The sequence below is a fragment of the Streptomyces sp. NPDC048416 genome, from assembly GCF_043200435.1.
Classification (GTDB): Bacteria; Actinomycetota; Actinomycetes; order Streptomycetales; family Streptomycetaceae; genus Streptomyces.
The window spans coordinates 1-17,536 of sequence record NZ_JBICXU010000034.1; the positions used below are offsets into that span (position 1 = coordinate 1).

At 71.3% G+C, this 17,536-nt stretch carries 20 protein-coding genes; 9 read left to right on the top strand and 11 right to left on the bottom strand.

What is annotated here, in order from left to right; all coding sequences use genetic code 11:
• Nucleotides 1-211: 211 nt before the first annotated feature.
• Nucleotides 212-997, top strand: a complete 786-nt coding sequence (locus ACGFW5_RS30155; RefSeq protein WP_393837481.1) for a dioxygenase — start codon at nucleotides 212-214, stop codon at nucleotides 995-997.
• A gap of 85 nt (nucleotides 998-1,082) precedes the next feature.
• Here the strand turns inward: ACGFW5_RS30155 and ACGFW5_RS30160 are convergent, their stop codons facing one another.
• Nucleotides 1,083-1,619 (bottom strand): GNAT family N-acetyltransferase, encoded by a 537-nt coding sequence (locus tag ACGFW5_RS30160; protein ID WP_393837482.1) that lies wholly within the window; start codon nucleotides 1,617-1,619, stop codon nucleotides 1,083-1,085.
• A gap of 147 nt (nucleotides 1,620-1,766) precedes the next feature.
• On the opposite strand from ACGFW5_RS30160, the gene ACGFW5_RS30165 reads away from it, so the two are divergent.
• The gene (locus ACGFW5_RS30165) at nucleotides 1,767-2,789 is read left to right on the top strand and encodes an RNA polymerase sigma factor RpoD/SigA (protein ID WP_393837483.1); all 1,023 of its coding nucleotides are present in this window, start codon (nucleotides 1,767-1,769) and stop codon (nucleotides 2,787-2,789) included.
• A gap of 132 nt (nucleotides 2,790-2,921) precedes the next feature.
• On the opposite strand, the gene ACGFW5_RS30170 is transcribed toward ACGFW5_RS30165, so the two are convergent.
• Entirely contained in the window at nucleotides 2,922-3,917 is a 996-nt protein-coding gene (locus ACGFW5_RS30170) for a helix-turn-helix transcriptional regulator (RefSeq protein WP_393837484.1), read from the bottom strand.
• A 64-nt stretch (nucleotides 3,918-3,981) separates the two neighbouring features.
• On the opposite strand from ACGFW5_RS30170, the gene ACGFW5_RS30175 reads away from it, so the two are divergent.
• The 3 genes from ACGFW5_RS30175 to pfkB all read left to right on the top strand — a co-directional run bounded on the left by ACGFW5_RS30175 (nucleotide 3,982) and on the right by pfkB (nucleotide 7,478).
• Entirely contained in the window at nucleotides 3,982-5,514 is a 1,533-nt protein-coding gene (locus tag ACGFW5_RS30175; RefSeq protein ID WP_393837485.1) for an MFS transporter, read from the top strand.
• Between the two features lie 255 nt (nucleotides 5,515-5,769).
• Nucleotides 5,770-6,531, top strand: a complete 762-nt coding sequence (locus tag ACGFW5_RS30180) for a DeoR/GlpR family DNA-binding transcription regulator (protein ID WP_393837486.1) — start codon at nucleotides 5,770-5,772, stop codon at nucleotides 6,529-6,531.
• On the top strand, nucleotides 6,528-7,478 hold the full coding sequence (pfkB, locus tag ACGFW5_RS30185; RefSeq protein WP_393837487.1) for a 1-phosphofructokinase: 951 nt from the start codon (nucleotides 6,528-6,530) through the stop codon (nucleotides 7,476-7,478). The genes ACGFW5_RS30180 and pfkB overlap by 4 nt, the downstream gene beginning before the upstream one ends.
• A gap of 20 nt (nucleotides 7,479-7,498) precedes the next feature.
• Here the strand turns inward: pfkB and ACGFW5_RS30190 are convergent, their stop codons facing one another.
• Nucleotides 7,499-7,741 carry a hypothetical protein gene (locus tag ACGFW5_RS30190; protein WP_393837488.1) on the bottom strand — a complete coding sequence of 81 codons (243 nt, stop codon included), beginning with the start codon at nucleotides 7,739-7,741 and terminating at the stop codon, nucleotides 7,499-7,501.
• Nucleotides 7,742-7,966: 225 nt separating this feature from the next.
• Between ACGFW5_RS30190 and ACGFW5_RS30195 the strand changes: the two genes are divergently transcribed.
• The gene (locus tag ACGFW5_RS30195; protein WP_393837489.1) at nucleotides 7,967-8,221 is read left to right on the top strand and encodes a hypothetical protein; all 255 of its coding nucleotides are present in this window, start codon (nucleotides 7,967-7,969) and stop codon (nucleotides 8,219-8,221) included.
• A gap of 91 nt (nucleotides 8,222-8,312) precedes the next feature.
• On the opposite strand, the gene ACGFW5_RS30200 is transcribed toward ACGFW5_RS30195, so the two are convergent.
• From ACGFW5_RS30200 to ACGFW5_RS30215, 4 genes are all read right to left on the bottom strand, one after another.
• Nucleotides 8,313-9,110, bottom strand: coding sequence for a DUF6227 family protein (locus ACGFW5_RS30200; protein WP_393837490.1), 798 nt, complete (start codon nucleotides 9,108-9,110; stop codon nucleotides 8,313-8,315).
• 154 nt (nucleotides 9,111-9,264) lie between these two features.
• Nucleotides 9,265-10,563, bottom strand: coding sequence for an Ig-like domain-containing protein (locus ACGFW5_RS30205; RefSeq protein WP_393837491.1), 1,299 nt, complete (start codon nucleotides 10,561-10,563; stop codon nucleotides 9,265-9,267).
• Between the two features lie 112 nt (nucleotides 10,564-10,675).
• Nucleotides 10,676-11,707, bottom strand: coding sequence for a P1 family peptidase (locus ACGFW5_RS30210; protein ID WP_393837492.1), 1,032 nt, complete (start codon nucleotides 11,705-11,707; stop codon nucleotides 10,676-10,678).
• 56 nt (nucleotides 11,708-11,763) lie between these two features.
• Nucleotides 11,764-12,804, bottom strand: coding sequence for a Scr1 family TA system antitoxin-like transcriptional regulator (locus ACGFW5_RS30215; RefSeq protein ID WP_393837493.1), 1,041 nt, complete (start codon nucleotides 12,802-12,804; stop codon nucleotides 11,764-11,766).
• A gap of 135 nt (nucleotides 12,805-12,939) precedes the next feature.
• Here ACGFW5_RS30215 and ACGFW5_RS30220 point away from each other — a divergent pair, with 135 nt between their 5' ends.
• The gene (locus tag ACGFW5_RS30220; protein ID WP_393837494.1) at nucleotides 12,940-13,140 is read left to right on the top strand and encodes a hypothetical protein; all 201 of its coding nucleotides are present in this window, start codon (nucleotides 12,940-12,942) and stop codon (nucleotides 13,138-13,140) included.
• A complete protein-coding gene (locus ACGFW5_RS30225) occupies nucleotides 13,140-13,403 on the top strand; it encodes a hypothetical protein (protein WP_393837495.1) in 264 nt (87 codons plus the stop codon). Before ACGFW5_RS30220 ends, ACGFW5_RS30225 begins: the two co-directional genes overlap by 1 nt.
• A gap of 12 nt (nucleotides 13,404-13,415) precedes the next feature.
• Here ACGFW5_RS30225 and ACGFW5_RS30230 read toward each other — a convergent pair whose 3' ends face one another.
• From ACGFW5_RS30230 to ACGFW5_RS30245, 4 genes are all read right to left on the bottom strand, one after another.
• Nucleotides 13,416-13,901 carry a hypothetical protein gene (locus ACGFW5_RS30230; RefSeq protein WP_393837496.1) on the bottom strand — a complete coding sequence of 162 codons (486 nt, stop codon included), beginning with the start codon at nucleotides 13,899-13,901 and terminating at the stop codon, nucleotides 13,416-13,418.
• A 131-nt stretch (nucleotides 13,902-14,032) separates the two neighbouring features.
• Entirely contained in the window at nucleotides 14,033-14,239 is a 207-nt protein-coding gene (locus ACGFW5_RS30235; protein ID WP_393837497.1) for a DUF397 domain-containing protein, read from the bottom strand.
• A gap of 46 nt (nucleotides 14,240-14,285) precedes the next feature.
• On the bottom strand, nucleotides 14,286-15,452 hold the full coding sequence (locus ACGFW5_RS30240; protein ID WP_393837498.1) for a low temperature requirement protein A: 1,167 nt from the start codon (nucleotides 15,450-15,452) through the stop codon (nucleotides 14,286-14,288).
• 313 nt (nucleotides 15,453-15,765) lie between these two features.
• The gene (locus ACGFW5_RS30245) at nucleotides 15,766-16,401 is read right to left on the bottom strand and encodes a TetR/AcrR family transcriptional regulator (protein ID WP_393837499.1); all 636 of its coding nucleotides are present in this window, start codon (nucleotides 16,399-16,401) and stop codon (nucleotides 15,766-15,768) included.
• A gap of 94 nt (nucleotides 16,402-16,495) precedes the next feature.
• Here ACGFW5_RS30245 and ACGFW5_RS30250 point away from each other — a divergent pair, with 94 nt between their 5' ends.
• The gene (locus tag ACGFW5_RS30250) at nucleotides 16,496-17,347 is read left to right on the top strand and encodes an alpha/beta fold hydrolase (protein ID WP_393837500.1); all 852 of its coding nucleotides are present in this window, start codon (nucleotides 16,496-16,498) and stop codon (nucleotides 17,345-17,347) included.
• The last annotated feature ends 189 nt before the right edge of the window (nucleotides 17,348-17,536 follow it).

Below are 17,536 nucleotides of genomic sequence, written 5' to 3' on the forward strand. Positions count from 1 at the left end.
CTGGCACGGCACCTCGCGGCGTTGCCGAAACGCCCCGATAGCTCCGCTATCACGACGTTCCGGCGCCTTGCGATGCACCGCACCAGGCGCCGCACACTGACCGACCCTGATCCACCAGACACCCCCTAGGCTCGACGAGAGACGCTTGAGATTTCAATCAATGGTCGCACCGCCACCCCGGTCGGCCAATGATCGCCCCGGAGAGTCCGCCATGACCGTCGCACGCCCCGAGCGCATGCCCGCCCTGTACGTCTCCCACGGCGCCCCGCCGCTCGCCGACGACGCGCTGTGGCCCGCCCAGCTGGCGGCCTGGTCCGCCGGCCTGCCCCGGCCGACGTCCATCCTCGTGGTCTCCGCCCACTGGGAGGAGGCGCCGCTCGCGCTCGGCGCCACCGAGACCGTGCCGCTCGTGTACGACTTCTGGGGCTTCCCCGAGCACTACTACCAGGTGCGGTATGCGGCGCCGGGCGCCCCCGCTCTCGCCGCGTCCGTACGCGCGCTGCTGCGCGCCCCGGGCACGCCCGTGCAGGACGTCCCCGACCGCGGGCTCGACCACGGCGCGTACGTGCCGCTGGTGGAGATGTTCCCCGCCGCCGACATCCCGGTGCTCCAGATCTCGCTGCCGACGCTCGACCCGCGCAAGCTGTACGCCATCGGCCGCAAGCTGGCCCCGCTGCGCGACGAAGGCGTACTGATCCTCGGCAGCGGGTTCTTCACGCACAACCTGGCCGCGCTGCGCAGCCCCGGCGGCCGGGTGCCCGGCTGGTCGGCCGAGTTCGACGACTGGGGCGCGCGGGCGCTCGCCGCGTCCGACGTCGACGCGCTGCTCGACTTCGAGCACAAGGCCCCCGCGGGGCGCCTCGCCCACCCCCGCACCGAACACTTCGCCCCGCTGTTCGTGACGATGGGCGCGAGCGAGGGCGAGCCCGGCGGGGCGCGCACCGTCATCGACGGGTTCTGGATGGGGCTCGCCAAGCGATCGGTGCAGTACGGCTGAACCGGCGTGCGGGGCAGGAGAGTTGCAGCCTCCCCCGGCGCACGGAGGGGCCCGCACGCCCGGGCGCCGGCACGTCCGCGCGCGGCTACGGCTGCCCCAGCTCCTTCTCGTACCAGGCCACGTCCCAGTAGCGGCCGAACTTGCGGCCCACCTCGCGGTAGGTGCCCACATGGGTGAAGCCGAGGCGTTCGTGCAGCCGGACCGAGGCGTCGTTGGGCAGCGCGATCCCGGCGTACGCGCGGTGCAGGTCCTCGCCCGCCAGCGCCTCGAAGAGCGAGCGGTACAACAGGGTCCCGATGCCCCGGCCGGTCGCGTCCGGCGCGCAGTACACGCTCACCTCGACGGACGTCGCGTAGGCGGCCTTGGCACGGAAAGGGCTGCTCGTCGCATAGCCCAGCACACCCTGTGAGCCGACAATTCGGGCATCGTACGCAACCAGAAGGCGGTGCGGGCCGTCTTCAGGGTGGGAGTGCAGCCACGGGCGGCGCTGCTCGGCGGTGAAGGCGGCCGTGTCGAATGTGACGGCGGTCTCACGGATGAAGTGGTTGTAAATGTCCGTAAGAGCCCCGAGGTCCGCCTCCGCACCGGCCCTGACCTGCACTTCTGTACGTTCCTGCGACACGTGCCCCCCTCTCGCGACGGGACAGGGTACTGCATGATCACGAAAATGGATGCGCGCGACGGGAATTCTGTCCGGATTCCAGCCGTTGTTTCCATCGGATGCAGGGCACCCGGGAGGGTGTCGCGACCACTCAGTAAGGGAGCACGCATGGCAACCCGCGCCGTCGCCCGCCGACAGTCCGCCTCCGGCGGTTCCGAGTCGGGAAGCAGGGTCCGCGCAGTCAGCGGTGAGATCGCCGACCGCGACCTGGTCGGTATGTATCTCGACGAAATCGCGCGCACGCCGCTGCTCGACGCAGCCAAGGAGGTCGAGCTCTCGCAGACCATCGAGGCCGGTGTGTACGCACGCCAGATCCTCGACGGCGCTGCGACATCGGACGCTTACGCGCCGGGGTCGAGCAAGGCGGCAGGAGCCTCGCGCGAGGAGCTGGAGGCGTTGTACGCCGCAGGAGAGCGCGCCAAGGACCTCTTCATCCGATCCAACCTCCGCCTCGTCGTCGCCGTCGCCCGCCGCTACCCGAGGGCGGGCCTGCCGCTCCTCGACCTCATCCAGGAGGGCAACGCGGGCCTGGTGCGCGCGGTCGAGAAGTTCGACTACGCCAAGGGCTTCAAGTTCTCCACGTACGCCACCTGGTGGATCCGCCAGGCCATCACCCGCTCCATCGCCGACCAGTCCCGTACCATCCGCCTCCCCGTCCATTTGGTGGAGGAGCTGGGCCGCATCCGCCGGGTCCAGCGCGAATTCAACCGGGAGAACGGCCGCGACCCGGAGCACACGGAGATCGCCACCGAGCTGGGCTCCACGCCCGAGCGCGTCGGTGACGTGCTGGACTGGGCGCGTGACCCGGTCTCCCTCAACATGCCGGTCGACGACCAGGGTGAGACCCAGTTCGGCGATCTGCTGGAGGACACCTCGGCGGTTTCGCCCGAGCAGTCCGTGCTCACCCTGCTGCGCAGCGAGGAGCTGGACGACCTGATCGGCAAGCTCGACCAGCGAACCGCCTCGATCATCAAGATGCGTTACGGCATTGACGACGGTCGGGAGCGTACGCTGACAGAAGTCGGTAAGGAACACGGGCTGACCCGTGAACGGATCCGGCAGATCGAGAAGCACGCACTGCTCGAACTGAAGAAGATGGCCCGAGACACGGGCTTCGACGCGGCGGCCTAGGCCCCGCCCCCCAAAGACGAGCTCCGGCACCCTCCCCCCCCTGGTGCTGGGGCTCCCGGCCCCGGCACCTTCCCCCCCTGGTGTCGGGGCCCCTCTCTGTCCCGACCCCTCACCGTCCAGTCCTCCGCTCCCTCAGTCCTCCACGCCGCCGCTCGCTGCCGCCCGGGTCAGCCGCTCGCCCAGGTCGTGCAGGTACCCGGTCATCGCGGGCGGCCCGTTGACGGTGAACTCGCAGTCCACCAGCGCCAGCCGCAGCGCCACCCACTCCAGCGAGTCGCTGCACGAGGTGCGCAGCCGGCAGCGCTCCGCGCCCAGCGGCTCGGGTGCGCCCAGCGTCCTGGGCAGCCGGGCGGTCACGAACGCGGCCGGAGCCTCGAAGGTCACGTCCAGGTCGAGGGCGGGCGAAATGGGCTGGAGCCGCTGCATCGAGGCGCGTACGAACTCCGCCGCGTTCGCCTCGGGCAGCTCGCGCGGCGCGAACCGGGCGCCCGTCGCGAACGGCTCGGCGATCCGGTCGACCCGGAACGTACGCCAGTCGCCGCGCTCCACGTCGTACGCCACCAGGTACCAGCGGCGGCCCGTGGAGACCAGGCGGTACGGCTCGACCAGGCGCTTGGTGGCGGTGCCGTCGCCCGACACATAGCCGAACCGCAGCCGTTCCTCGCCGGTGACGGCGGAGGCGATCGTGGTCAGGGTGCGGGGGTCCACCGTCGCCCCGTCCCCGCGCCAGGGCCCGACCAGCGGCATCGTCGCCGCCTGGAGGCTCGCGACGCGGTGGCGCAGCCGCGCGGGCAGGACCTGCTCCAGCTTGGCCAGGGCCCGCACCGAAGCCTCCTCCACACCGTCCACCGCGTGGCCCGCGCCCGCGCGCAGGCCCACCGCGATCGCCACCGCCTCCTCGTCGTCCAGGACCAGCGGCGGCATCGCCTTGCCCGCGACGAGCCGGTAGCCGCCCTCGGCGCCCCGCGCCGCCTGGACGGGATAGCCGAGCTCACGCAGCCGGTCGATGTCGCGCCGCACCGTGCGCCGGGAGACCCCGAGCCGGCCGGCGAGCTCGCCGCCGGGCCATTCGCGCGGGGTCTGGAGCAGGGACAGCAGTTGCAGCAGCCGTGCCGGGGTGTCGGTCATGCCCTCCAGGATGCCCGGCCAATGAGGACACAGCCTGACCTATTGGGGACCTAACTTTCTTCTCATGACTTCCACCACGACCAGTAGCACCCCAGAGTCCGCGGCGCTGGCCGCAGCCGACCGCCGACGGTGGTTCGCCCTGGCCATCGTGATGACCGCGGCCTTCATGGACCTGGTCGACGTCACGATCGTCAACATCGCCATACCGTCCATCCAGAAGGACACCGGTGCCAGCTTCTCCTCGATCCAGTGGATAACGGCCGGTTACGCGCTCGCCTTCGCCGCGGGCCTGATCACCGGCGGCCGCCTCGGCGACATCCACGGCCGCAAGAAGCTCTTCCTGCTCGGCATCGGCGGCTTCACGCTCGCCTCCGCGCTGTGCGGGTTCGCCGCCAACCCCGAGATGCTGGTCGCCTCCCGCATCCTCCAGGGCGCGATGGCCGCCATGATGGTGCCGCAGGTCCTCTCGATCGTCCACGCCACCTTCCCGGCCCACGAGCGCGGCAAGGTGTTCGGCCTGTTCGGGGCGGTCGTCGGCCTCGGCGCGGTCTCCGGGCCGCTGCTCGGCGCGCTGCTCACCGAGTGGAACCTGTTCGGTCTGGAATGGCGCCCGATCTTCCTGATCAACCTGCCGGTCGGCATCGCGGGCCTGATCCTCGGCACCAAGTTCATCAGCGAGTCCAAGGCCCCCAAGGCCCTGCGGCTCGACCTGGTCGGCGTGGTCCTGGTGACGCTCGGCCTGCTCATGCTGCTGTACCCGCTGACCCGGGGCCGCGAGCTCGGCTGGCCGCTGTGGGGCTACCTCTCGATGGCCGGCAGCGTCGTGGTCTTCGGCGGACTGATCGCGTACGAGCGGATGAAGGCGGCCCGTGACGGCTCCCCGCTGATCGAGCTGTCGCTGTTCAAGGTGAAGAGCTTCGCCGCGGGCATCGCCGTGCAGGCCACCTTCGGCGTCGGCCTCGGCATCTTCTTCCTGGTGTGGACGCTCTACATGCAGATGGGGCTCGGCTGGAGCGCCCTGCGGGCGGGCCTGACCGGCGTGCCGTTCTCGATCGCGGTCTCGGTGGCGGCCGGCCTGTCCGTGCAGAAGCTCGTCCCGCGCTTCGGCCGCAAGGTCCTCCAGGCGGGCGCCCTGACGATGGCGGCCGGGCTGCTGATCTACATCTGGGAGGCCGCCCGCTACGGCCTGGCCATCGCCTCCTGGCAGATGGCGCTCCCGCTGGTCGTCATGGGCCTCGGCATGGGCCTGATCGTCGCCCCGCTCACCGACGCGGTGCTCTCGGAGGTGCCCAAGGAGCACTCGGGTTCCGCCTCCGGGCTCATCAACACCGTGCAGCAGATGGGCAACGCGCTCGGCCTCGGCCTCGTCTCCGTCGTCTTCTTCGGGTCGATCGGTGACGACCTGGCGCCGCCGCGCCTGAACCAGGCCTTCGTGGACGGCTTCCAGCACTCGCTCTGGTACGTCGCCGGGGTCCTCGCGCTGATCTTCCTGATCATGTTCGCGCTGCCGGCCCGCCCCCAGCAGCACGTCGAGGGCGCGGCCCCGGACGAGAGTGAGCCGGTCGCGCCGGTCAAGGAGGCGCAGCCGGTCGGCTGAGCCACCCCCCGTACGCCGTGAGGCCCCGCACCTTTCGCCATGCGAGGTGCGGGGCCTTCGTGCCGTCCGGCACCCACCGGGCGCCCTCCATCGCGCCCCCGGGGGCCGGTCCGGGGGCGCCCGCCGTGGGCAAGATCACCGGGGCCGACGCCCGTTTGTGCCCGCAGGATGCCCGGACCGGAGGAACATGAAGAGCCACGGTCGTAACCTGACTGTGCAACCACAAGTTCGGGCAGGGAACGGACGTAACCACACGTGTACGCACCGGAGCGGCAGCAGGAGATCCTTCGGATCGCGCGGGAGAGCGGGCGCGTGGACGTGCTCTCGCTCGCCGAGACCTTCCAGGTCACCGCCGAGACCGTACGGCGCGACCTGAAGGCACTCGACCGGGCCGGCCTGGTACGCCGCGTGCACGGGGGCGCCATCCCGGCCGGGCGGCTCGACTTCGAACCCGACCTCGCCGAGCGTGAGTCCACGGCCGCCGACGAGAAGAACCGCATCGCCCGCGCCGCCCTGGCCGAACTCCCCACCGAGGGCAGCGTCATCCTCGACGCGGGGTCGACCATCGCCCGGTTCGCCGCGGAGCTCCCCCTGGAGAGCGGTCTTACCCTCGTCACCCACGCCCTGCCCGTCGCCGCCCGGCTCGCCGACCACCCCGCCATCGACCTGCACCTCGTCGGCGGCCGGATCCGCCACCGCACCCGGGCCGCCGTGGACGCCTGGGCCCTGCGCGCCTACGGCGAGATCCGCGCCGACGTCATCTTCCTCGGCACCAACGGGTTCTGCGCCACCCACGGGCTCACCACCCCCGACCTCGCCGAGGCCGCCGTGAAACGCGCCGCGATCGGCGCCGCCCGCCGCGTCGTGCTGCTCGCCGACTCCGCCAAGCACGGCCAGGAACACTTCGCCCGCTTCGCCGACATCGCCGACGTGGACGTCCTCATCACCGACCGCGGTCTCGCCCCGGACGCCGTCGCCGCGATCGAGGCCACGGGCACCGACGTCATCACCGTATGAACATCCTCACCGTCACCCCCAACCCCAGCCTCGACCGCACCTACGAGGTGTCCGGCCTGCGGCGCGGCGCGGTGCTGCGTGCCACCGGGGAGTACGTGGATCCCGGCGGCAAGGGTGTGAACGTCTCGCGGGTCGTCTCCGCCGCCGGGCACCGTACGGTCGCCGTGCTGCCGCTCGGCGGGACCACCGGCGCCCTGGTCGCCGAACTCCTGGGCGCCGAGGGCATCGACGTCGCCACCGTCCCCGTCGTCGGCCACACCCGGTCCAACATCGCGGTCGTCGAGGCGGACGGCACCCTCACGAAGATCAACGCGCCCGGACCCGAACTGAGCGGCGCCGAGGCCGAGTCGCTGCTCGCCGCCGTGCGCGAGCACGCCGGGCCGGCCGACTGGATCGCCTGCTGCGGAAGCCCGCCGCGCGGCTTGGACCCGCAGTGGTACGCCGACCTCGTCGCGCGCGCCCGGGCCACCGGCGCCAAGGTCGCCCTCGACACCTCGGGGCCCGCCCTCATCGCCGCGCTCGGCGCACGCCCCCACATCGTCAAGCCCAACGCACACGAACTGGCCCAGGCGGTCGGCCGCCCCCTCATCACCGTCGGCGACGCGGTCCAAGCAGCCGAAGAACTACGGGAGTTGGGGGCGGGCATGGTGCTGGCCACCCTGGGAGCCGACGGTCAGCTCCTCGTCACGTCCTTGGGCACCTACTTCGCCCACGCACCCGTCGACGCCGTACGCAGCGACGTCGGAGCCGGTGACGCCTCGCTCGCCGGGTTCCTCACGGCGGGCGGCGCGGGCCCCCGCGCCCTGGCCGCCGCCGTCGCCCACGGCGCGGCCGCCGTCCAGCTCCCCGGCAGTGTGATGCCCGCGCCCGCCGACCTCGCCGCCGCCCCGGTCACCGTCACCGAAGCCGTCCCCGTGGACCGGCCCCTGAGCGAACCGGCGTCCTGAACCCCGGCCACGCCGGCGTTCTAGGGGGTGAGCCGGTTGCCGGGCCCGTCGGGTCCCGGGTAGTCGGGATCGTCCTCGGCGCTCGGCAGGGGCCGGTGCCCCTCGGACCAGTCGTTGGTCCACCCGCAGACGCCGCACGCGTAGCGGCCGTCGAGCCCCGCCACGCGAGTGCCGCACTTGCGGCAGTCCGCCTCGGTGATCTCGGGCGCGAACACGGGCTCGGGCTCGGGCAGCGGTTCCAGTTCCGGCGGCCAGGCACTCATGCCTCGCAGGGTACCGGCGGCGGTTGCGGGCGACCCGGGGAGTCCCGCCGCGGCGCTGCCTGTCGGCCGGGCGCCCCGGGCCGGGTGCCTGGTGGCCGGGTGCTTGGTGGCCGGGTGCTTGGGCGCCGGGCGCCTTCGGCCGTCATGACGTGACATGTACCACTTGGGGACCAAAGTCCCCGCACCCCCTGCCGCAAGTCCCGGCGGGTGTTGTCTACTGGGCGGGTGGCTCAGAACATCACGATCATTCAGCAGATAGGCCTTTCCGTCCTCGCTGCGGCGAGTGTCGCCTGGGTCGTCGGACTGGTCCGCGTCCTGCGCCGCGAGCGCGCCGGCCGGGCCGAGTGGCGTGCCGCGCGCCCGCTGCGGGCCGTGGGCCGCCAGGCCGGGCCGCCCGCGCACGAGGCGGTGGCCCTCACCGAGGCCGAGCGGGACGCCTTCGCGGGCCTGGTCCGCCAGCTGGACCCGCGCAGCTCCTGACCGAGCGGAGCCGCGCGGAGCCGTGCCGCGCCGGGTTGCGCCGAGCCGTGCCGGGCCGAGCCGCGCTCCTGCGCCATGACGCCCGGCGCCCTCAACTCACGCGCGCCCGGCGCTCCATGGCGGTTCTGGCGGCCTGCTCGCTCCCGTACACCTCGCACATGTGGCGGCCGTCCGGGGTCGCCGTGTGCTCGACCTCCCACAGGCTCAGCTCGCTGCCGTCGAGCAGCAGGAACGCGTGCTCGTACAGCGTGAACGCCGCCTCGTGGCCGGCCGCGCGGCAGTGGCTGCCGAACGCCTGGGTGATCCAGTGCGCGTGCGCCGCCCGCAGCCGCAGCGCGGTGCGATGCCCCGGCCGGTCCCGGTTCTCGGCGCGGCGCAGCAGCCGGCGGGCGTGGTCCGCGGAATTGTCGGGGGCGTACGGGTGGGGGTGTCCGGCGCCCGGTGCGGCGCGGTCCGGCTCCATGAGGGCGTCGGGGCCGAGCCCCGCCTCCCAGCAGTCCTCGTCCGGCGCGTCCGACGGCAGGTGTGTGCGCCGCAGCCGGGCCGCGGCGATGCGGGCCTCCTCCTCGGCGGCGTACAGCTCGTGCGCGTACTCACGGCCGTCGTGGTGGGCCACCTCCCACAGGGTGACGGTGGTGCCGTCCAGGAGCAGGTAGCAGTGCCGGTAGGTCTCGCGGCTCAGGCGGTGGCCGCCCGGGCCCGCCGCCGCGTGCAGTGAGGAGTGCAGTGAAGTGGTGTGCGCCATCGCGGAGTCGAGGCGTTCGACGAGCTCGTCGGGCAGGTCGAAGGAGTTCAGGGCCCGCCCCAGGAGCGCGGCCAGGTGGTCCTGGGCCGACTCGTTGCTGGGGCCGCGCTCGCCGTCGAGCGGGTGGGGCACATGGAGCACCAAGGCTTCTCCTGGCCGTCGCTGTTGGTCACGTGGAAGGTGCTCAACGTAGCCCTTGAGGACGGATCGCGCAGGGGGCATGGCCGAAACTTTTCCGGCCGGCACCCCACGTTTGGGTTACCGGCCGGTGAAGTTCCGTCGCTGGGACGGAAGTTGGTCAGGAGGCGCTGTCCGCCGTCCACTGCGCCCACGACAGGTTCCAGCCGTTGAGGCCGTTGTCCGGGGCGATGGTCTTGTCGGGCGAGCCCTGCACCACGACGACGTCTCCGATGAGGCTGTGGTCGAACATCCACTTGGCCGAGGTGTCCCCGGCGGCGCCCTTCACGTCCCGCATGCCGACACAGCCGTGGCTGGTGCCCTCGTTGCCGAACACCGAGGGGTCGCCCCAGTAGTTGCCGTGGATGAAGGTGCCGGAGGTGGACAGGCGCATGGCGTGCGGCACGTCCTTGATGTCGTACTCGCCGCCGAAGCCCACGCTGTCGCCGTTCATCCGGGTCTGCGTGAACTTCTCCGAGATCACCATCTGCCCGTTGTAGGTGGGGTGGGCGGCGCTTCCGGTGGAGACCGGAATCGTCTTGATGGTCTTGCCGTCCTGCTGGACGGTCATCTTCTGCGTCTTCACGTCCACCGTCGAGACCTGGTTGCGGCCGATGGTGAAGGAGACGTCCTTCTTCTGCACGCCGTAGATGCCCTTGGCGCCCTCGACCTTGTCCAGGTCGATCTTCATCGTCACCTTGGACCCGGCCTTCCAGTACTCCTCGGGACGGAAGTCCAGGCGGGTCGAGTTGAACCAGTGGCCGACGACCTGCTGGCCGCTGCTGCTGGTGACCGTGATGTGGGAGAGGACGTCCTTCTTGTTGGTGATCGCCTTGTTGAAGGTGAAGGACACCGGCATGCCGACACCGACCGTGGAGCCGTCGTCGGGGGTGTAGGTGCCGATGAAGCTGTCCTTGGCCGAGACGGTGGTGAACTGCGAGTTCTCCGTCGCGGGCCGGCCCTTGTCGTCCTTGCCGTTCGCGGTGATCTTGTACTGGGTGCCGCGTTCGACCTTGCCGGTCGGCTTCCAGGAGAGCCCGTCGGCGGCGAGCGCGCCGGCCACGGTCTTGCCCCCCTGCGCTTCCGTCATCGTCACGTCGGAGAGCTTGCCGCCGTCCGCCTTGACGGTGACATCGTTGATGGAGGCGTTGGTGGAGCCGTCCTTGGCCGAGATGGTGATCTTCAGGGTGGAGGCGTCCTTGGCGGCCGCGGCGTCCGAGCCCTTGTCCTTCTTGCCGTCGTCATTGGCCTTGGCGTCACCGCCGCAGGCGGTCAGCGCGAGCGCGCCGACGAGCAGGCCGGCCGCTCCGGCGATCAGCCGGATACGACGCCGGGCATGCGGACGCGCGGTGCGCGGGGTGCTGAACTGCTGAGGCTGCGCTGCGTTGTCCGACGCCGGCGGTGTCACGGGCTGCTCCATGTCTGCGTGATGTACTGCGAATTGAATCCAGTACGGGCATAGAGCACCCAAATGGGCCACGCGGTTGCGAGAGCGGAATGTGACGGCCGTCACAATCGGGCGGTGGGCATGCTCAACTCCCGTACAGATCACGATAAGAGGGGAATGTCCCCCCGGGCCCCTCGATGCTTTCCGCGGCCCGCACGCCCCGGACGATCGCCCGCGCCACGACGTCCGCCCCGGCGGCCAGGACGTCGTTCAGCTCCTCGGGGCTCAGCGGGCCGCGTGCGTTCCGGTTCGTGTGCGCCCCGGACGCCAGGGCGAACACGCTGTCCCCGTCGTGCATCAGGTGGACGGGGCGGATCGCGCGGGCCAGCCCGTCGTGCGAGGTCCCGGCGAGCTTCTGCGCCTGCGGCCGGGTGAGGAGGGCGTCGGTGGCGACGACGGCGAGCGTCGTGTTGAGCGGCGGCAGCCCCATGCGCTCGCGGGAGCGCGCGATGTGCTCCTGGGCCGCGGCGTGGGTGCGGGGGTCGGGGATGCGCAACGGGCCGGCCCCGTACTCCCCGTAGAGCACCCCGGTGTGCGGGTCGATGGGCGAGCCGACGGCGTTGACGACGGCCAGCGCCGCCACCGTGGCCCCGGAGTCCAGCCGCACGCTCGCGCTGCCGACCCCGCCCTTGACCCCGCCGACCACCGCGCCGGCCCCGGCCCCCACATTGCCCTCGGCGACCCCGAGCCCGGCGGCCCCGGCCGCCACCGCGGCAGCCCGGCCCACCGACGCGTCCGGCCGCGCCCTCCAGTCGCCGCCGCGCCCCAGGTCGAACAGGCAGGCCGCGGGCACGACCGGCACGACCTGGTACGGCTCGGGGCCCACCCGCACCCCGCGCCCCTGCTCCTCCAGCCAGGCCATCACGCCGCTCGCCGCGTCGAGTCCGTAGGCGCTGCCGCCGGTCAGGACCACGGCGTCGATGCGCTCGACCACGTTCTTGGGGTCCAGCGCATCGGTCTCCCGCGTACCGGGCCCGCCCCCGCGCACCTCGACGGCGGCCACCGCGCCACCGGGCGGGGCCAGCACGACGGTGCTCCCGCTCAGGGCACCCGGCCCCGCGACGGCGGCGTGCCCGACGCGGAACCCGGGGACGTCGGTGAGGGAGTTGGTGGTCATGGCCGCCATGCCTACCACGACGCGGCGCCGGGCGGACGCGTTGCCACGGAGTCGGGCTACGCCTTGAGCCCGGCCACGAAGACCGCCCAGGCGGCGGAGCAGGTTGTCATAACCGGGCTTTCTTCCGCGCTGAACTTCGAGTCGCGCACAGGCACCACGGCCGTAAGGTTCAGGGCTACCTCGACGCATTGCCCTTCGGTATTGCTGCGCGTCGACTTGCGGAAGTCGGCGCCGGTCAGGTCGTGCTGAGGGTGGGTTTTGCTCATCTCGATCATGTCCTCCTGTGCGAGCCGAAGCAGTGCGACCGACTCACGGGGCGTGAGAGCGTGCGCTTGCAGGTGATCGTAGATCAGTCCATAGCGCGCCACCGCTTGTGCTTCCTCGAAGAGTTGACCGTTGGAGGAACCCTCCAGGTAAGCAACGTTGGCCCTTTCTGGAAGAGCAAGGACCGTCAGCGATCCGCCCAAGGCGGGGTGCGCACCGATCGATTCAGGGAGTACCTGAAGGTTCACGGCCGGGTGCTCGGACATGGTGACCATGTGTCCCAACTGTTCCGCCATGACGAGGGGGCCGCCGAGGGGGCGACGCAGTAGGGACTCCTCGACGATGAACCACAGTGCGGGTGGCTGCGTCCGATTGATGATCTCCTGCCGCTTCAGACGCGCCCCAACCTGAAGGTCGATGGCGTCCGCATGCCCTATGCGGCCCAACCGCCCCATGCTCAGCAGCTCTCGGGCGTAAGCCTCGGTCTGAAGTAGTCCGGGCACGGCCATCGGTTGGTACTCGCTGATGCTCACGGCCCGACCCTCGAGCCCAATGAACAAGGCGAGCCAATCCGGAATGGTCGGCGGGTTCTCCACCAGCACCATCAGCCGTTCAAGGATGCCGTCCGTCCCGAACGCCGCGTCGAGATCTCGCGCGTTGTCGAGCGTCGCCGGAATCGTGGCGTTCTCGATCTGCCCGATCCGGGACACCGCCATGTGCGCCTTGTCCGCCAGCTTGGCTTGTGACCAGCCCAGGGCGCGGCGCAGCCGGAGGACTTCCTGCCCGAGGAACCATGCTGGGGAGAGTTCTGGTTCTGAGCGTGTGCTCGTCACAGGCCCTCGCTCCTCTCTAATTCGCCCTCTTAGAGCCCTGGCCACTCCCAACGTAGCTACCAAAACGGCAAGTTGAGGGTTGCGAAGAAAAACCGCCCCGAACGAGGGGCGGAGCTGAACGCGGAGGCGAGCGACATGCAGAGTGATCGGTACGTGGTCGACATGGACACCGGTCAGGTCGGGGAAATCGTCAGCAGACATGCGGGGTCGGTGTTTCTGCGGCCTCCCGGCGGCGGGCGGGAGTGGGCCGTGGCCCCGCACCGCCTGCGTCCGCCCACCGAAGCCGAGCTCCGGCGCGCCGAAATGTACGGCACCCCCGTCGGAGGTGAGCGCTGATGTGGGCCGTGCCGCCCTCGGCGGGCCTTGATGCGTGGTTGTACCAGGCCGACCCCGTCGAAGGGTGCGACGGCTGCGCCCGGGCCATACGGCGCCTCGCCGCGGCGGAGGAGGCGGGCGATCAGACGGCCCGGTACGAGGCGTCCCGCGAGGTGCGGGCGCACCCGCGCCACCAGGAGGAGAGGGGCGAGCCGTCCGCCGCCCGCCGCGAGTCACAGGAGACCGGGGTGGACGTGACTCGCCCCGGTGACCCCAGGAGCTGACGTGTCAGAGCCTCATGTGGCGCGGTCGAGACGGAAGTCGGGGCAGATGTCCGGGTCGGCGTCCTCGTACAGGACCGTCCGTGTGGAGTCCCCCGCGACCGTCAGGAGGTCGACGGTGTCGCCGGACATCCAGTCGTGCGGCCGGGTGAAGTACAGGTGCACCAACGGGCCGTGCTGCGTGCTCATCGGCTCGTCGACCTCCCACGTGCCCGACCCCTTGAAGGTGTCGCCCAGCTCCGCGCGGTAGTGGTCGCCCGTGGGCCAGTTCTCGACCGTCATGGTGCCGCCGTTCCGGTCGGGGACGGGCACGAGCGTCATGGCGGTGCCTTTCGCCTCGTGCCGCCCCTGGTAGGTCCCCGCGAGGTCAGCGGCTTTCACGCCGGGCGCGCCGCCAGGAAGGCAGTGACCGAGCGGACTGGAGGCACCACATCCGGTGAGCCCGGCCATGAGGAGGACGAAGGCCGCGGCCGACGCGGAGGACGGCAGCAAGCGGGACATGCCGTTACTTCTTCCCGCCGCCCGGTCCCGGCAACGGCCGGGTGCCCCACCCGGAGCCCGGCACGTCGGTCAGGTAGTCGTTGATCACGCCGCCATGCCTACCACGTTGCGGGGCCGGGCCGAGCGTTGGGCTATGCGTCGAGCCCGGTAACGAAGGCCGTCCAGGCGGCGGGGGAGGTGGTGAGGGTGGGGCCGCCGCTCTGGGGGACGTGCTTGCTGTCCCGTACGCGGACGATGCCGGTCATCGCGGCGTAAGTGGGCGCCCATACAAGGCAGTTGCCGCCTTCGGGACCGCTGTAGGTGGACTTGACCCACTCGGTGGGAACGGAATTGTTCACGTCAGCCCTTCTCCATCTGAGTCTGGATGAGATGCATTGTGCCGCGTCAGGGGGCGGCGGGTGTGACTGGAGTCTCGGGGCGGAGGCGGTTGAGGGTCCAGCCGATCGCCACCGTCGCGGCGGCCACCGCGCCGGCCAGGGGGACCGCGAGGTGGCCCGCGAACGTGCACGCCAGGATCGCCAACGCCGCAACGGGCAGCAGCACTTGCTGCGCCGCGCCCCGTTTGAAGTGGCGGGAGTGCAGGAGCCAAACCGTCATGAGGAACAGCGCGGCCGGGACCGTCACGGCGGAGGCCGCCGCGTTGGCCGAGATGTGGGCCTTGCCCACGGTCTGCTCGATCGCGACCTCCATGCCCGCGCCGATCGCCGCCGCCGCGGCCAGCACGACGTAATGGCCGTAACCCCACACGAAGGCCTGGCGGTTGGAGGTCAGGTGGTCGTGGATCGGCGCCGCGAAGTAGATCCACCACGCGGCGAACACGATGAGCAGCCCGCCCGCGGCGAGCGGCAGCAGGTCGCCGAGTTCGTCGTGTTCGTCGAGGGCTTCCTGTACGGCGATGGTCGCCGCCGACACCGTCTCGCCGAGCACGATCAGCGTGAACAGGCCGTATCGCTCGGCGATGTGGTGCGCGTGCCAGGTCGTGCTGTGGGCGCGCTCGGCGATCACGGGGACGGACAGTTCGGCGATCGCCAGGAGCGGGAACAGCCAGCTGCGGGCCGCGTCGGGGACGAACAGCAGCACCACCCAGCCCACTTGGCACACCACGAGTCCGGCCGCGTAGCGCAGGCACATCGTGCGCTCGGCCCGGTCGTCGCAGGACATCGCGGCCCGCAGCCACTGGCTGGTCAGGGCGAGCCGCATCACGATGTAGCCGATGACGCTGAGGGCGAAGTCCCCGTCGAACGCGCGCGGGACGCCCGCCGCGAGGATCAGTACGCCGGTGATCTGGACGAGGGTGACGACTCGGTACAGGGCGTCGTCGGTGTCGTACGCCGACGCGAACCAGGTGAAGTTCATCCACGCCCACCAGATGGCGAAGAACACGACCGCGTAACCCGCGAGGCCCGCGCCCACGTGGCCCTCCGCCAGGGAGTGGACGAGCCGCGCGCCGCCCTGGGCGACGGCGACGACGAAACAGAGGTCGAAGAACAGCTCCAGCGGGGTGGAGGCGCGGTGGCCCTCGTGGCGGCTGCGTGCGGTCATGCGTGGCATGCGCACAGCACACCAGACGGGGCGGGGTGCTACGCGGCCAACACCTCGGGCGGCACCGATTCGTACCGGTTCAGCTTCGTGCCGGTTCGGCGTCGTACGGGTTCAGCGTCGTGCCGGTTCGGTGTCGTACGGGTTCGGCGTCGTGCCGGTTCGGCGTCGTGCCGGTTCGGTGTCGTACGGGTTCGGCGTCGTGCCGGTTCGGTGTCGTGCCGGTTCGGCTTGGTGCCGGTTCAGCGTCGTGCCGGTTCAGCGTCGTGCCGGTTCAGCACAAGGCGTGCGGTGAGGGGGCAGGCTCGGTGCCCGTGCCGCCAGGTCACACGGGGCCGGTCCCGCGCGGTGCGCCCGTGGGCCGTGCGCCCGTGGGCCATGCGGCGAGAGCCGTGTCGGCCACACGCTCAAGCGTTTCGCGGCCGACGCCGTCGCACGCCTGGGTGGACATGCCCTGCACGACAGCCGCGTAGAACGTTGCCAGCGCCTCGGCGTCGGTGCCTTCGGGCAGGCGCCCCGCGTCGATGTCCGCCTCGATCTTCTCCTTGATCGCCTGCTTGGTCCCCTCGCGGAAACCGCGCAGTTCGGCCTTGACGTCCTCGGCTGCCGGTGTGCAGTTGGTCGCCGCGTTGATGACCAGGCAGCCCGGCGGATGGCTGGGGTCGGTGTGCTCGGCCGCGGCCAGCCGGAGCAGCGTTTCGACGGCGCCGCGTGCGGTGGGTTCCGCCAGGGCGCGGGCCCCGTAGCTGCCGTGGGTCTGCGCGTAGTGCTGGACGACCTCGCTGAACAACTGCCGCTTGTCGCCGAAGGCGGCGTACAGGCTCGGCGGGTTGATCCCCATCGCCCGGGTGAGCGAGGCGACGGAGGTCGTTTCGTAGCCGTGCAGCCAGAACTCCCTCAGCGCCACCTCCAGCGCCGCGTCCCGGTCGAAAGCTCGTCGTTGCGCTCGTGGGGTGCTCATGAACGCAGTCTATAGCGATCGCTAAAGCTGTGCTACGTTTCCGGCTGTAGCGATCGCTAAAGCTGATTCGTCGAAGCCAAGGAGGCGTTCCGTCATGTCCGTGCTCACCCAGGCCCCGCCCGCCCCGTCCCTTGTTCCGTCCCTTGTCCCGTCCCTTGTTCTGCCCACGCCCGCCCTCGCCCGTACCGTCCGCGGATCCGGTCCCGGACTTCTTCTGGCGCACGGGGCGGGCGGCAGTGTCGAAGGCAACTACGGACCGATCCTCGACGGGCTCGCCGCTCACCACACGGTGGTGGGCGCCGACTACCCGGGCACCGGGAAGACCCCGAGGTCCGCGACCCCTCTCGACGTGGACGAGCTGGCCGACCAGCTGGTGGCCGCGGCGGACGCCGAGGGCCTTGACACCTTCGCGATCGCCGGTTTCTCACTCGGCGGCCCCGTCGCGGTCCGCGCCGCCGTACGTCACCCCGAGCGCGTCACCGCCCTGGTCCTGACCGCGGCCTTCGCGCACCGTGACAGCAAGCTCGATCTGGCCGCCGGGCTCTGGCAGCGGCTGCACGAATCCGGTGACCACTCGCTGCTGGCCGAATACCTGACGCTGGTGGCGCTCAGCACCCCCGCCCTGAACGCACTCGCGCCCGACCCGCTGCGGGCCGGCGTCGACCTCCTCGCCGAGGCCATTCCGCCCGGCACCCCGGACCACACCGACCTGGTCCGGCGCATCGACGTCCGCGACGACCTCGCCCGGGTCGCCGTCCCCACCCTGGTGATCTCCACGACCGGCGACCCGCTGGTCTCACCCGCTCTGCACCGGCAGCTCGCCGACCGGATACCCGGAGCGCGCCTGGCCGAAATCGCCACCGGTCATCTGCCGTTCGCCGAGCGGCCCGAGGAGTGGCTGGAACTCATCACTTCCTTCCTCGATGAGCAGATCCCCAGGGCCTAACCCCCAGGGCCTGACTCCCAGGGCCTGGCCCCCGGCTCCTGACCTCCGGGTCATGACCTCCGGGTCTTGACCCCCAAGTCCTGCCCCTCACGCCCGACTTAGCGCGTCAGCCCCCCCGCACGCGTGACTTCCCGCGCCTGATCCCTCACGCCTGCCCGCCCCCGCTCCCGCGCCCCGATCCCCTCACCC